At 23.9% G+C, this 13,734-nt stretch carries 10 protein-coding genes and 1 pseudogene; 10 read left to right on the forward strand and 1 reads right to left on the reverse strand.

Features of this window, described 5'->3' with window-relative positions; translation table 11 throughout:
• Nucleotides 1-362 precede the first annotated feature (362 nt).
• The 7 genes from BGI42_RS07050 to BGI42_RS16380 all read left to right on the forward strand — a co-directional run bounded on the left by BGI42_RS07050 (nt 363) and on the right by BGI42_RS16380 (nt 6,799).
• Nucleotides 363-2,111 (forward strand): hypothetical protein, encoded by a 1,749-nt coding sequence (locus BGI42_RS07050; RefSeq protein ID WP_084023853.1) that lies wholly within the window; start codon nt 363-365, stop codon nt 2,109-2,111.
• Between the two features lie 190 nt (nt 2,112-2,301).
• Nucleotides 2,302-3,009, forward strand: a complete 708-nt coding sequence (locus BGI42_RS07055) for an MBL fold metallo-hydrolase (RefSeq protein ID WP_069679653.1) — start codon at nt 2,302-2,304, stop codon at nt 3,007-3,009.
• 230 nt (nt 3,010-3,239) lie between these two features.
• On the forward strand, nt 3,240-3,779 hold the full coding sequence (locus BGI42_RS07060; RefSeq protein WP_069679654.1) for a cysteine hydrolase family protein: 540 nt from the start codon (nt 3,240-3,242) through the stop codon (nt 3,777-3,779).
• 208 nt (nt 3,780-3,987) lie between these two features.
• Nucleotides 3,988-4,515, forward strand: coding sequence for an RNA polymerase sigma factor (locus tag BGI42_RS07065; RefSeq protein WP_069679655.1), 528 nt, complete (start codon nt 3,988-3,990; stop codon nt 4,513-4,515).
• Between the two features lie 101 nt (nt 4,516-4,616).
• Nucleotides 4,617-5,027, forward strand: a complete 411-nt coding sequence (locus BGI42_RS07070) for a PadR family transcriptional regulator (protein ID WP_084023854.1) — start codon at nt 4,617-4,619, stop codon at nt 5,025-5,027.
• Nucleotides 5,028-5,062: 35 nt separating this feature from the next.
• Nucleotides 5,063-6,334, forward strand: a complete 1,272-nt coding sequence (locus BGI42_RS07075) for an FtsW/RodA/SpoVE family cell cycle protein (RefSeq protein WP_158523395.1) — start codon at nt 5,063-5,065, stop codon at nt 6,332-6,334.
• 78 nt (nt 6,335-6,412) lie between these two features.
• Nucleotides 6,413-6,799, forward strand: a complete 387-nt coding sequence (locus BGI42_RS16380; RefSeq protein ID WP_069679656.1) for a coiled-coil domain-containing protein — start codon at nt 6,413-6,415, stop codon at nt 6,797-6,799.
• Nucleotides 6,800-6,986: 187 nt separating this feature from the next.
• Here the strand turns inward: BGI42_RS16380 and BGI42_RS07085 are convergent, their stop codons facing one another.
• Nucleotides 6,987-7,769: a viral A-type inclusion protein gene (locus BGI42_RS07085; protein ID WP_069679657.1), complete on the reverse strand. Its 783-nt coding sequence runs from the start codon at nt 7,767-7,769 to the stop codon at nt 6,987-6,989.
• Nucleotides 7,770-7,939: 170 nt separating this feature from the next.
• On the opposite strand from BGI42_RS07085, the pseudogene BGI42_RS07090 reads away from it, so the two are divergent.
• The 3 genes and pseudogenes from BGI42_RS07090 (at nt 7,940) to gshAB (ending at nt 13,715) form a co-directional block, all read left to right on the forward strand.
• Nucleotides 7,940-9,724: pseudogene (locus BGI42_RS07090) on the forward strand (S8 family peptidase).
• A gap of 372 nt (nt 9,725-10,096) precedes the next feature.
• Nucleotides 10,097-11,425: an MATE family efflux transporter gene (locus BGI42_RS07095; protein ID WP_069679658.1), complete on the forward strand. Its 1,329-nt coding sequence runs from the start codon at nt 10,097-10,099 to the stop codon at nt 11,423-11,425.
• Nucleotides 11,409-13,715, forward strand: coding sequence for a bifunctional glutamate--cysteine ligase GshA/glutathione synthetase GshB (gene gshAB / locus BGI42_RS07100; protein WP_069679659.1), 2,307 nt, complete (start codon nt 11,409-11,411; stop codon nt 13,713-13,715). Before BGI42_RS07095 ends, gshAB begins: the two co-directional genes overlap by 17 nt.
• Nucleotides 13,716-13,734 lie beyond the last annotated feature (19 nt).

Consider the following 13,734-nt stretch of genomic DNA (forward strand, 5'->3'; position numbering starts at 1 on the left):
GCTATGTTCTCATGAGTGATTTTAGTTTATTTTGAAAATATAATGTAAAGAAATGTATAATATATCCGAATATATTTATGTATAGTTTATATTTCCATAAATAGAATTAATTATTATGAGTTTGAACATAGAATAACAATAATAATTAATATATAGAATTTGTAATAATAAAAATAGGGGGATGAATAATGGCCATTATTGGAATTGATTTGAAAACTACTAATAGTTTGGCATCTTCTTTTATACTTTGTTCTTTAAAGGAAGATGCAGAATTTTATTTAAAAATACAATCTAATAATTAAAAGCTTATTTAATATATAAATATAGCTTATTAAATAAATTATATAAGGGGTAAAATAATAATGAATGACGAAACAAATAGACAAAATCATGAATCGACAGAAAAGAGTATTAACAAAATCAATGAAGGAGAAGCCGTTAAAATAGAAGAGTTCATTGATAAGAAAAAGAAAAATACAGAAATCAATGTTGAATCTAATAGTGAAGTTAAAAGTAATTCGGATGTAACTGATAATACTTTTAATGGAAATCTACAACAAAAAAAGTTAGGTAAAAGAAATAAAAAAGCAATAATAGCTATAGTATCAACTGTAGTAATTTTAATTGCATTAGTTAGCATTTTTGTAATAAATAATCCAAAGGCAAAAGTAATAAAAGCATTTAAAGCTACTAGTGAAGAATTAAGTTCTAGAAAAACATTTTTTGAACAAGCTACAGGCGAAAAAGAGTTTTTAAAAGTATATGATAAAGGTTTAAGCCAAGAAATAGAAATGAATGTTATATCAAGCAATATTAAAGGATTAGAAGAAGCTCATAATAGTGGATTTAAATGTACATCTGCTATAGATAGTGAAAATAAAAAGGCTTTAATAGGTTTGTCTGCTAAATATCAAGGTAAAGAGATGGGAAGTTTTAATGTTTATACTGATAATAAAAAAATGATGATTAAATTACCATCAATACATAGTTCTTGGTTTGCATTTGATTGTGAAAATATTCAAGATCAATATAATAGTTCTATTTTTGGACAACAAGGTATATTACCTAATGATGAAATAACATTGAGAATGTTTGGTGATGATGATATACCAACATATGATGAACTAAAAAAAGTTTTAGTTGAGGGATATTTAAAATCACATGAGGATGATTTGTTAGAAATTTCCAAAAACATAACATTTAAGAAATTAGATAAGTCTAAAGAAATTATGGTTAATGGAGAAAATCAAAAATGTAAGGGATATGATGTATTAATTCCTAAGACTGAAGTAAATAAATTTTTATCAAGTATTTATGATTATATTGAAAATGATGAAGAGGCAAGAAGTATATTAAATAGATATTTTAAAAACATTAAAGTTGTTTCTGCTGTAGAAAATAAAAATGAAAGTAGTGATTCATTTAATAACTTAGAAAAATTTATTACTTGTTTAAAAAATGATTTTAATGTAAATGATATTTCATTAAAAGTTTATATTGATAAAAAAGGAAGAGCAGTTGGAATAGATATGGATACTACTCTAAATATGAAAGAAGATACTTTAAAAATCAATTCATCTATTGAATATAAAGGAAAAGATAATATAGGTGATGATATTGATATATCTATGGTTTTAGATGAAAGTGGTATACCAACCAATGTAGATATGAATTTAAAAAGAGTAGATGAAGGGTTTAGTACTGAAAATATACTTTCAGGGAAAGTTACTAGAGCTGGAGAAATTGTAAATATTGATTGTAATACTAAATATGATACTGAGAGTAAAAAAGTAAATGGAAAATTTAAATTTGGTACTAATGGTTCAGAGATGTCTTTAGATTATAATGGAAAGTATGAATGTAACAAAGAAAACCAGTATTTGAAATTTGATTTTGATAAAATTAATATTAATATGAATAAAAATACAAGCAATACTAATGAATATATTACTTTTGATTTGTCATATGGAAGGATGCCATTAAGTGTACCTGTTGAAGAACCAAAAGAAGAAAAAATAGATATATTTAAAATAGATGAAAATAAGCTAATGCAAATTTATCTTGAGATAGAACAAAATTCAAATAATTTAAAGCGAACTTTAAGTTTATAATTGTGGTTAATATTAGATAAAAATGAGGCTGTATCAGAATTTGTTGTAAATAAGGTGCATGAGTATAATTTTAAAATTATGGATTAAGATAGTATTAGAAAATTTTGTAATGATTTAAACGTATATGTTAAATACTATAGATATACATTATCTATGTTTTTACAATTTAATACCTAGTATAGGAGGAAAAATGCTTAATTTTATTGGGATTGGTAGTGCTTTTAATACGGAAATAGGAAATACAAGTGCTTTTATAAGGAAAGATAGTAGTTTAATTCTTATTGATTGTGGAGGAACTGTTTTTCACAGATTACAAGAACTAAATTTATTTAATAGAATTGAAAATTTGTATATTATTATAACTCATACACATCCTGATCATGTTGGAAGTCTTGGAGAGGTAATATTTTATTCATACTATATTTTAAAACGAATACCAATTATTTTCTTTCCTAAGAAGGAAGTAATTGAAGGTTTTCTAATCAGTATAGGTGTAAGTTCTGAAATGTATAGACTTAATAGTTTTGAAGTAATAGATGTTAATGACATGGAACTAGGAAAGTTAGGTATAGAATTTTTGCCTGTTTCTCATGTTGACACAATACCAGCATATGGATTTATAATGAAATTAAATGAGAAATCATTTTACTATAGTGGTGATGCAAATAACATAAGTAGCAATGTTATTAATAAGATTGTGAATGGAGAAATTTATAGAATCTATCAAGATACATGTGGATTAGACTATGAAGGAAATAATCATCTATCATTAAGAAAACTTTGTAGTATAATCCCACCTAAATTTAGAAATAAGGTTTATTGCATGCATATTGATAAACATATAACAGAAAAGGAAATACAAGACAACGGTTTTAATGTTGTTGAAATATATAAGTAAGAATATAAAAAATTAAATATTGCCTACGGATTTTATGCCAAAAAGAATAATATTATTATTGGTTGAAGATATATACTCAATATATATTCCATAAACAAAATATATTAGTTGAAACAGCTAAAAATTTTAATGCAATTTCTAGATTTGCGAGGGGATAGGAAGTTGTTGCAGTTGATATTATATAGGACAATTTTAAGTAAGTATATTAAAAATATAAGGAGAAACTTAAAATGAAAAAGTTATTAGTAGTTATAGATTATCAAAATGATTTTGTAAATGGGACTTTAGGATTTAAGAAGGCAGAAATATTAGAAGCAGGTATATACAATAAAGTAAAAAACTATTTAGATAATGGAAATAAAGTAGTATTTACTTATGATACGCATTATGAAAATTATCTAAATACCAGAGAAGGAAAAAATTTACCTGTACCACATTGTTATATAGGAACTAAAGGTCATGAATTATATGGAAGATTAAAAGAATTTAAGGATACAAAAAATACATTTCATTATAATAAAGAAGCTTTTGGAATAGCACCCAAAGACATGATTAGGTTAAGTGAAGAGATTGGATTAGATATAGATGAAATTGAATTTGTAGGTGTAGTAAGTAACATTTGTGTAATAAGTAATGTAGTTACTTTTCAAGCTCAATATGTAAATTCTCAGTTTATAGTAGATGGAAGTCTTTGTGCAAGTTTTGATGAAAAGTTACATGAAGAAGCTTTAGATGTTATAGAATCTTTGCAAGTTAAAGTTATTAGATAAATTGGTAAAAATAAGTAGTAGATAATTAAAGATATATAATTAGAAATTAATAATACATTAGTAAAATAAATTTTAATTTATAGTTTGTTTAAAAAGTAAAAAACATCTTGTTTAAATTATGTAGACAAGGTGTTTTTATTTTAAAATTTTTTTAGTTGAAACAAAATAGTAATTATAAGTATCATTACTAGTGTAAGGGGTGTGAAATTTGGAAGAAACGAATAATATAGAAAATTTACTTATTGATATCTATAATTCTACATATGATGATGTTTATAGATATGTTATATGTAAATGTAGGGATGTAAATAATGCAGGAGATTTAATGCAAAACATATATTTAAATTTTTATAAGACATTAAAAAATAAAAGGAATATTAGAGAACCTAAAAAATATTTGATAAGTATTGCTAAAAATGAATTATATAAGCATTACGGTATTCTTAAAATGTTAAGAAATCATGTTCCAATATTCTCTGAAAGTAATGATGAAACTTCATATAAATTTGAAGAAGATTTAAAGTTTGAACATAATTATGATGAAAAGCTATTGTGCAAAGAAATATGGAACTATTTAAAGTGTACTGATTTGCTTACATTTAAGATTTTTGTATTGTATTTTAAAGAGGATTTAAAAATAAAGGAGATAAGTAATATTCTTAAAATAAAAGAATCAACTGTTAAAAATAGACTTTATAGAACAATGATTAAAATAAATAATAAATTTAAAATATAGAGATTTTATTAAAATTTTTAAATGATTTATTTTGTATGGAAATAATTTTTTAGTAAATTAAAAAAATTATAATTATAAATTTTGGTATAGGAGGATATGTATTGAAAAAGAAAAATTTAATTAAAAAAATAATAGATACTAATTTAAAGTCCAAGGAACAAATATTAGAAGATATATTAAATGTAGTTAAACAAGATGAGAAGAAACAAGATAATAAATATGATTTTAACATTTTAGTATTAGCATTAATTAAAAGGAAAGACATGTATGGATATTTAATTATTAAGGAAATGGAAATTAAGTCAAAAGGAATATTCTCAATGAATGAAGGTGAGTTATATCCTATTTTACATTCATTAGAGAATGATAAGTTTTTAAAATCCTATTGGAAGTTAGAAGATAATATAGAAAAGAAATATTATACAGTAACTAAAAAAGGATTAAAGTATATTACAACTAAAACTGAAGAAATTAAGAAATTTGTTTTTCTATGGAATATAGAAAAAATTTAAAAAATGAATTGATGTTAAATCTAGGGGGAAGAAAGTTGGAGTTTAAAAATAATAATAAAATAGAAGACTATATTGATGATGTTTGTAAACATATAAAAAATAAAAGAGTTCATGAAGATATTTCAGTAGAATTAATTTCACATATAGAAGAAAAGGTAAAAGAATATATTAAAAATAATCAAACTGAAGAACAAGCTCTACAAAAAGTTTTAAATGAAATGGGCTCATCACAACATGTTGGTAATGAATTGAACGCTATTCATAAATGTAATCCAGAATGGAGTTTATTAACAATTAGTATTGGACTGGTAATATTGAGTGTAGTTTTTATATTTTTATTTAAAATAAATGGTGATTTTCAACAAAGATTTGCTGGACACGATAATTATATTTTAAATGAAACTATTTTATGGGGAACATTAGGTGTAATTGCATTAATAATAGGATCTTTTATTAATTTTAAAAATATTAAAAATCATTCAAAATTTATTTATGCTTTTGGTTTACTTCTTATGGCTTTTACCATGTTTAGAATTGAGTATGCCGAAGAAAAATCTCAATGGTTACAATTAGGCGGATTAAGTATAAATAGTGCATATGTTGTTCCAATTATATTTATAATTTCACTGATCGGAATATATTCAAATTATAATTGGAAAAATAGAAAAGAAATATTAAAAGGAATATTATTAGGTATTTTACCAATGTTGTATCTAGTAAGTATTGATAGTCCAATTTTTATTATTATGTATGATTTCTCACTTATATTTATAATGTATAAGTTAAAGGTTAATAAAAAAATAATTTGGACAGTAATTTTTACCATGGTTTTATTTAGGGGTGGTTATGAGTATATAGATAGTTATAATTATATTGAGAAAGATAATTATATATGTGATACACTAAAAATAATTAAAGAATCATCACAAGTTATAGGAAGAGCAATAAATTTTCAACCAAATATTATACCTGAATTCTATAGTGACTTTATGCTTGGATATATAGTTTATAGTTGTGGATGGTTACCAGGAATAATAGTATCTTTATTAATTGTAATATTACTATATAGAATAATTAAAGTAGGATCTAGTGCAAAAAGTAATTATGGAAAAAACATTGTTTTTACAATGTCAATAATTTTAGGAATACAGTATATTGGACATATTTTATTTAATTTTGGGTGGCTAAAATATGGATTGCCATTACCTTTTATTAGTTATGGTGGAACTTCAATGGTAGTAAATATGTTTATAATAGGAATTATTATTAATGTATATAAAGGACGAAATATATCAATAATTAATTAAATTTTATAGCTATAAATGATATAAAATTTATGATATAATAACTTTATTCCATAGAGATTATTATGTGAGGTGAAACAGTTGGATAATCAGATATTAGATATATTAAAATTAATGCAAACTAGTATCAATGAAATGAAAAATGATATTAATGGTATAAAAGATGATATTAATGGAATTAAAGATGATGTTACTGGAATGCAAAATGATATTACTGAAATGAAAAGTGATATTAATGAAATGCAAAATGATATTACTGAAATGCAAAATGATATTGTGGATATAAAGCAAGAACAAGAAAAAACAAATGAAAGATTAGATAAAATAGAACATAAAATAGATATAACTTATAATCAAGTAGCAAGAACATCTGAAGATATTATAAGTTTAAAAAGTGATATAAATACAGTTGAAACTGTAACAGCAAAGAATTGGCAAGATATAGTTAAATTAAAAGCAATTAAATAATGGGAATTACTTGTAATGAGAAATATGTATAAATTTGAGAAGATAATAGATAGTTTTATGTAATATAAGACTATCTATTATTTTTAGTTAGAATTTTAAATGCTTTAGAAGTTAGTTATTTTAAATGATTTTTAGGGCTATGGATACAGTAGATGATTTTGTGTAAATACAAAATTATCTACAGACTCTATTTTTCTAAATTTTGTTTTTGGTCATCATTTGAATTTTGAATTTCTTTCTCAATGTTATCATTTTTAACATTAAGTTTTTTATTAGCTATTTCTGCTTTATATTGTAATCTTTTAGCTACATTATTAATTTTATTTATTTCTTTAGATACACTATGACTTAATGATGAAATGCTTTTAGTAATTTGTGCTAAACGTTTATCATTGTAATTGTTAGGATTAGTGTAACCATTTAAGTCAGATATGTGTTTAATGTAGCCAGCTTCTACCAATTGTCTGTTTTTGCTATCTTTAAGTAGGTGAATATTATCTTTAGAATTATTAAATTTTATAAGCTCATTTAAACTAGCAGAAATTATGATGTCATCTCTAACTTCATCTTCATTGGCTTTAAGTTCTTCTTCTTTAGCTTGCTTCTTTAATATCTCTTCTTGTTTTTTTTCAATTTCTTTTTCTTGTTTATTTATTATTAACTGTTGGATTTGAGCTTCTATACTTTGAAGGCTTTCGTTTATTTCTTCAAGTTTATATTTCTTTTCTTTAGGATCCATAGTTTTTTCAATTAAAGCCTGTTTTCTTTCAGTTAAAATCTTTTTTTGCTTTTGAAGATTTTTAAGTAAACTATTTTTATTATTAGTTTGTTTATTTAAAGTAAGGTTTAAAGATTTTTTATCATCTTTATTTTTTAGAGTCTTATTATAACTATTATTAATATCACCTATTCTTTTAATACTATTATATTTAAATATATTGATATTATTGGAATTTAAATTTAAACTCATAATATAAAATTTACCTCCTTTCGTAAAATAATTCATATATTATATTTATCGGATAATATTACAATAATTTTATAATATTAAGAAAATATTTAGAAAAAATAAACTTATTAAGAAATTATTATAAGATTTATACATAATAATAATAATAAGCAATTTAGGAGTTAAATAAAATGAATTCACCAATATGTACTCCATATTATTCAGAAGATTCCCCTAATTTTTTGGTGGAATATGGGGGAGGTTTTAAAGGAGAAATAGATAAAGTACCATACGCTTGTGGAGATATATTAACTAATACTATAGGGGTTATATCAACTCCATATAATTACTTAGATCAAATATTAAAAGATGTACCATCAATTAAATTTATTGATTTTAGAAGCATATTTGTATTGCAAGATATTTCACCAAGTTTAGTTGGGCAAATATCAGTAATAAAGAAAAATACATATTTAAATTTAACAGGAAACGGTGTATTAATAGGAATTGTTGATACAGGCATAGATTATCTAAATAACGAATTTATTAGAGAAGATGGTACTTCAAGAATAGTTAGAATATGGGACCAAACTATAGAAGATATAAAAGATGAATCTGTATATATTGGAAATATTTATTCAGATGAAGATATAAATAAAGCAATAAATGCTTATAAAAATAATCAAGATCCATATGAAATTGTTCCAACAAAAGATGATATAGGTCATGGGACAGAAATGGCTGGAATAATTGGAGCTAAAGGATATAATGGAGAATTTGAGGGAATTGCAAATGATAGTGAATTTGTAGTTGTAAAGCTTCTTGAATCTTTGAATTACCAAAAGCAATTAAAAGAGAATAATGTTAAATATACACCAATGTATAATGCATCTGAAATACTAGCTGGTATAGAATATTTAAACAAATAAAGCTCAATTTAATGCTAATGTTCCAGTTTTTAATATTACTGCAATATTTTCTGCTTTAGAATTTTTATATGAATATGCTTTAAGAAAATCTGAACCTATGGTTATATATCTTCCTCTTGGAAGTAATTCTGGAAATCACAAGGGAAATGGAATTTTACCAGAATACATAGAATCAATTTCTAATAGTAGGGGTATAGTTATAGTAACAGGTGCAGGAAATGAAAGGTCTAGGGCAGGACATGCTTCAGGCGTGATTTCTAAAGTTGGTGAAACAAGAAGTATAGAATTAAATGTATCACCAGAACAAAAATATTTATGGATAGAAATTTGGATTTCTCCACCAAATATAATGACGGTGGATATAGTATCACCATCAGGAGAAAATACTGGTGTAATTCCGGTGATTATTAATTTAAGTGAAGATTACAACTTTATTTTTGAAAAAACATCAGTAAAAATTGAATTTTATATTCCAGAAGAAAATACAGGAGATGAGTTAATTCGTATACAATTTTATAATTTACAACCTGGAATATGGAAAATAAAATTAATAGCTAACTTGGTATTGGATGGGAGATATGATATATGGATACCACAATGTGGACTATCTGTAGGTGATACTTCTTTAAGTCCAGCAGATCCATTTGGAACATTTACTAATCCAGGTGGATCAACATCTATAATTACAGTAGCTTCATATAATCAGAATAATAATAATATAGTAAAGTATTCAGGAATGTCATTTTTAGATGATTATATTGATAGGATTGATATTACAGCAGGAGGGGTAAATGCTGTAGCTGTAGCTCCTAACAATTCAATTACAACGGTAAATGGAACAAGTGTTTCTGCTGCAGTGGTTGCAGGAACTTGTGCGATATTGTTTGAATGGGGAATTATTGAAGGGAATGATCCATATATGTATTCTCAAACTATAAAAACTTACTTAACACGAGGAACTAAAAAAGCTCAGGAGATTTATACCCTAACCCTCAATGGGGGTATGGCATAATAGATGTTTTAGGTATCTTTGCTAATATGACTTAGTTAAATACTATTATGATATGATTTAACACAACAATAGTATTTTTTAATTAATATAAGGTTAAAATATAATAGACAAAATTATTTTTTAAGAATATAATACATATAGATAAGTTTCTATGTGTATTATTTTTTTTACTTATTTATAAAAATTAATTTAACATTATAACTTAATATTATAATGTTAAATTAATTCAAAACAGGCAAAGTACGTATAAAAAAACCTTTTCTATAACTGAAAATAGGATAAATGATGATTTTAGAAATATTTTCAATAAAATATGTTTATTAGATTGTTACATATGAAAATAATTTATTGGGTGGTTATACATTGATTAATATCTATATAATCATTTGAACATTATGGGAGGAAAGATGAAGAAAATAGATTTAACAAAAGGAAAAGTTATTTCTGTATTATTAACTCTAGCTATACCTATTATGGGAAGTTCACTTTTACAGTTTACTTATAATTTAATAGACATGTTGTGGGTAGGTAGTCTTGGTAGTGATGCAGTAGCAAGTATAGGTTCATCAAGTTTTTTTATAGGACTTGGATACTCTATAAATGCATTAGTTATTATTGGATGCGGGATAAAAGTAGCTCATGCTATAGGTGAAAAAAATGATAAACATACAAAAGAATACATAAATGCAGGAATTTTAATTAATTTAATAATAGGATTGTTATTTATGCTATCAATAATATTTTTTGGAAGTAATCTAATAAATTTTTTAAATTTAAATAATTCAATTGTTGAAAGAGATTCTTATAGATATCTTTTAATAAGTGGACCAACTTTATTTATAGCTTTTTTAAATTTATTATACGCAAGAATATTGGGGAGTTTTGGAAATAATAAATTGGCTTTTATTATAAATGCAATAGGATTAATTTCTAATATATTATTAGATCCATTATTTATTTATGTATTTAAATTAGAGGTTCTTGGAGCTGCATTAGCTACATTATTTGCAAATTTAATTATGTTTTTTATATATATTTTAAAATGCAAAGATACTTTAAAATATAATTTTAAATACAAGATAGATTATGAAAAACTAATGGAAATAATAAAATTGGGATTTCCAATGTCTCTTCAAAGAGTATTATTTACATTAATAAATATAATACTTGCAAGAATTATAAGCGAATTTGGATCAGACGCAATAGCAGCTCAAAAGATAGGACTTCAAATAGAATCTATAACTTATATGGTTATAGGAGGCTTAAATGGTGCTATTTCTAGTTTTACTGGGCAAAATTTTGGCGCTAAAAAATATACTAGAATAAAAAATGGATATAATACGGCTCTTAAGATAGGAATAACTTATTCATTTATAATGACACTAATATTTTTATTTTTTAATGTTCCTATTATTAAATTATTTATAAAAGATAAGGAGACAATAATTATAAGTTCATCTTATCTTAAGATTATAGCTTTTTCACAAATTTTTAGCACAATAGAAATGGTATCAAATGGATTATTTACTGGTATAGGAAAACCTAAAATACCAGCAACTATAAGTATAGTATTTACATTTTTAAGAATACCAATGGCATTTATGTTTATAAAGTATTTTGGATTAAATGGGGTATGGATAAGTATAGCTATATCGAGTATTTTAAAAGGTGTAATGTCATATTTGCTATATATGATAAAGGTAAGAAAGGAATATAGAGATGTTGAAATATGTTAAAGAAAAAATTGATAAAAATCACTGGCTAAAAGCCAATTATGGAATAGAAAGAGAAGTACTAAGAGTTAATGGAAATGGAGAACTTGCTTTAAGCAATCATCCAGCTATTTTTGGAGATAAAATAAACAATCCTTATATAACTACTGATTTTTCAGAAAGTCAAATAGAAATGATAACTCCGGTATTTGATAATGTAGAGGATGTTTACAAATTTATGAATTCATTGTATGACATTGTAACAGAGGAAATTGGAGATGAATATTTATGGCCACAATCCATGACTTGTTTAATCTATGATGAAAATAAAATACCTATTGCAAAATATAATAAAAATAAAAAAGGAAAAGAAGCAGAAGAATATAGAAAAAAACTAATAGAAAAGTATGGGAAAAAGAAGCAGCTTATTTCTGGAATACATTATAACTTCTCTTTTAATGAAAGATTAATAAAGAAATTATATAAACAATTAAAAAAAGAAAAAGAAAGTTATGAAAGTTTTAAAAATAATATTTATTTGAAGATTACACGAAACTACCTTAGATATAGATGGCTTATAATTTATCTTTTAGGAGCAAGTCCGGTTTTACACGACACATATATTTCAAATAATAATTATGAATTTGAAGAGATAAGTCATAAAACATTTTCTAATAATAAAGCTGTATCATATAGAAATGGGAAAAATGGATATAGAAATAAAATAGATTTTTTACCTAATTATAATAGCGTAGAAGAATATGTTGAAAGTTTAAAAAATTTCATAAGTGAAGGCGTTATTGATAGTCATAAAGAATTATATAGTCAAATAAGACTAAAACCTAAAAATAATGAAAACTTTTTTGATTCATTATTAAATGATGGAATAAATTATTTAGAATATAGAAGTATAGATATAAACCCTTTTGAAAAAAGCGGAATATCATTAGATGATTTGTATTTTATACAAGTATTTAATATATATTTATTATTAAAAGAAGAAAGTAGCTATATGGAATGGCAAAAAGAAGCATTAGAAAATCAAAATATTATATCAAATTTTGGACAAGAAAATGTTCAGTTAAAAAAAGATGGAAAATGCATATCAAGAAATGATTGGGCGTTAGAGATATTAAAAGATATTAATAATATTAACGATGAACTTAATCTTGAAAGAAAAGATGCAGTAGATCTTATGATTAAGAAAGTTAAAAATACTGAGCTTACTTATTCATATAGAATACTTAAAAAAATAAAAGAAGAAGGATATGTTAAAGGGTTTTTAAGTTTATCAAAAGAATATAAAGAGAATGCTTATAATAACAGATTTAAATTTGAAGTATATGAAGATTTGGAATTGTCAACTCAAATTTTAATAAAGGAAGCTATAAAAAGAGGCATTAAGTTTAGTATTATAGACAGAAATGATAATTTTATTTCACTTGAAAAGGATAAAAAAATAGAGTATATAAAGCAAGCTACCAAAACTTCAAAAGATAATTATAGTAGTGTTTTAATTATGGAAAATAAAGTTGTTACTAAAAAAGTACTTGAAAATAACAATATTAATGTGCCAAAAGGAAATGAGTTTATATCATTGGATGAAGCAATAAGTATGATGGATGAATTTATAGATAAACCAATAGTAGTTAAACCTAAATCCACTAATTTTGGAATAGGAATAAGTATATTTACAGAAAAATATGGTAAAGAAGACCTTGTATCAGCTTTAAAAATGGCATTTAAGCATGACACAACTGTGTTAGTAGAGGAATTTATAAAAGGAAAGGAATATAGATTTTTAGTAATAAATGATGAAGTAGTAGGTGTTTTACATAGAGTTCCAGCTAATGTTGTTGGTGATGGGGTAAATAATATAAATACTTTAGTAAAAATAAAAAACCAAGATCCATTAAGAGGTTATCATTATAGAACACCATTAGAAAAAATAAATTTAGATGAAAATGCAAAATTATTTCTAAAACAACAAAACAAAGATTTTACTTATGTACCAAAAAAAGATGAAGTAGTTTACTTAAGAGAAAATTCTAATATAAGTACAGGTGGAGATAGTATAGATTATACTGATGATATACCAGAAATATTTAAAAATATAGCAGTAAAAAGTGTAAAGGCTGTAAATGCTAAGATTTGTGGAGTTGACATGATTTTAGAAGATTATAAAGATGAGAATTCATTATATGCAATAATTGAACTTAATTTTAATCCAGCAATACATATTCATTCTTATCCATATAAAGGTATAGAAAGAAAGATAGCTGAAAAAATATTAAAATTATTAGAATTTATATAAGTAATTTTTATATTTATTG

Origin of the sequence: Clostridium taeniosporum, assembly GCF_001735765.2 — a bacterium.
GTDB classification, from domain to species: Bacteria; Bacillota; Clostridia; order Clostridiales; family Clostridiaceae; genus Clostridium; species Clostridium taeniosporum.

Coding starts and splice junctions, on each gene's coding strand:
- BGI42_RS07050 (WP_084023853.1), top strand. CDS start 363: ATGAATGACGAAACAAATAGACAAAATCATGAATCGACAGAAAAGAGT.
- BGI42_RS07055 (WP_069679653.1), top strand. CDS start 2,302: ATGCTTAATTTTATTGGGATTGGTAGTGCTTTTAATACGGAAATAGGA.
- BGI42_RS07060 (WP_069679654.1), top strand. CDS start 3,240: ATGAAAAAGTTATTAGTAGTTATAGATTATCAAAATGATTTTGTAAAT.
- BGI42_RS07085 (WP_069679657.1), bottom strand. CDS start 7,769: ATGAGTTTAAATTTAAATTCCAATAATATCAATATATTTAAATATAAT.
- BGI42_RS07095 (WP_069679658.1), top strand. CDS start 10,097: ATGAAGAAAATAGATTTAACAAAAGGAAAAGTTATTTCTGTATTATTA.
- gshAB (WP_069679659.1), top strand. CDS start 11,409: ATGTTGAAATATGTTAAAGAAAAAATTGATAAAAATCACTGGCTAAAA.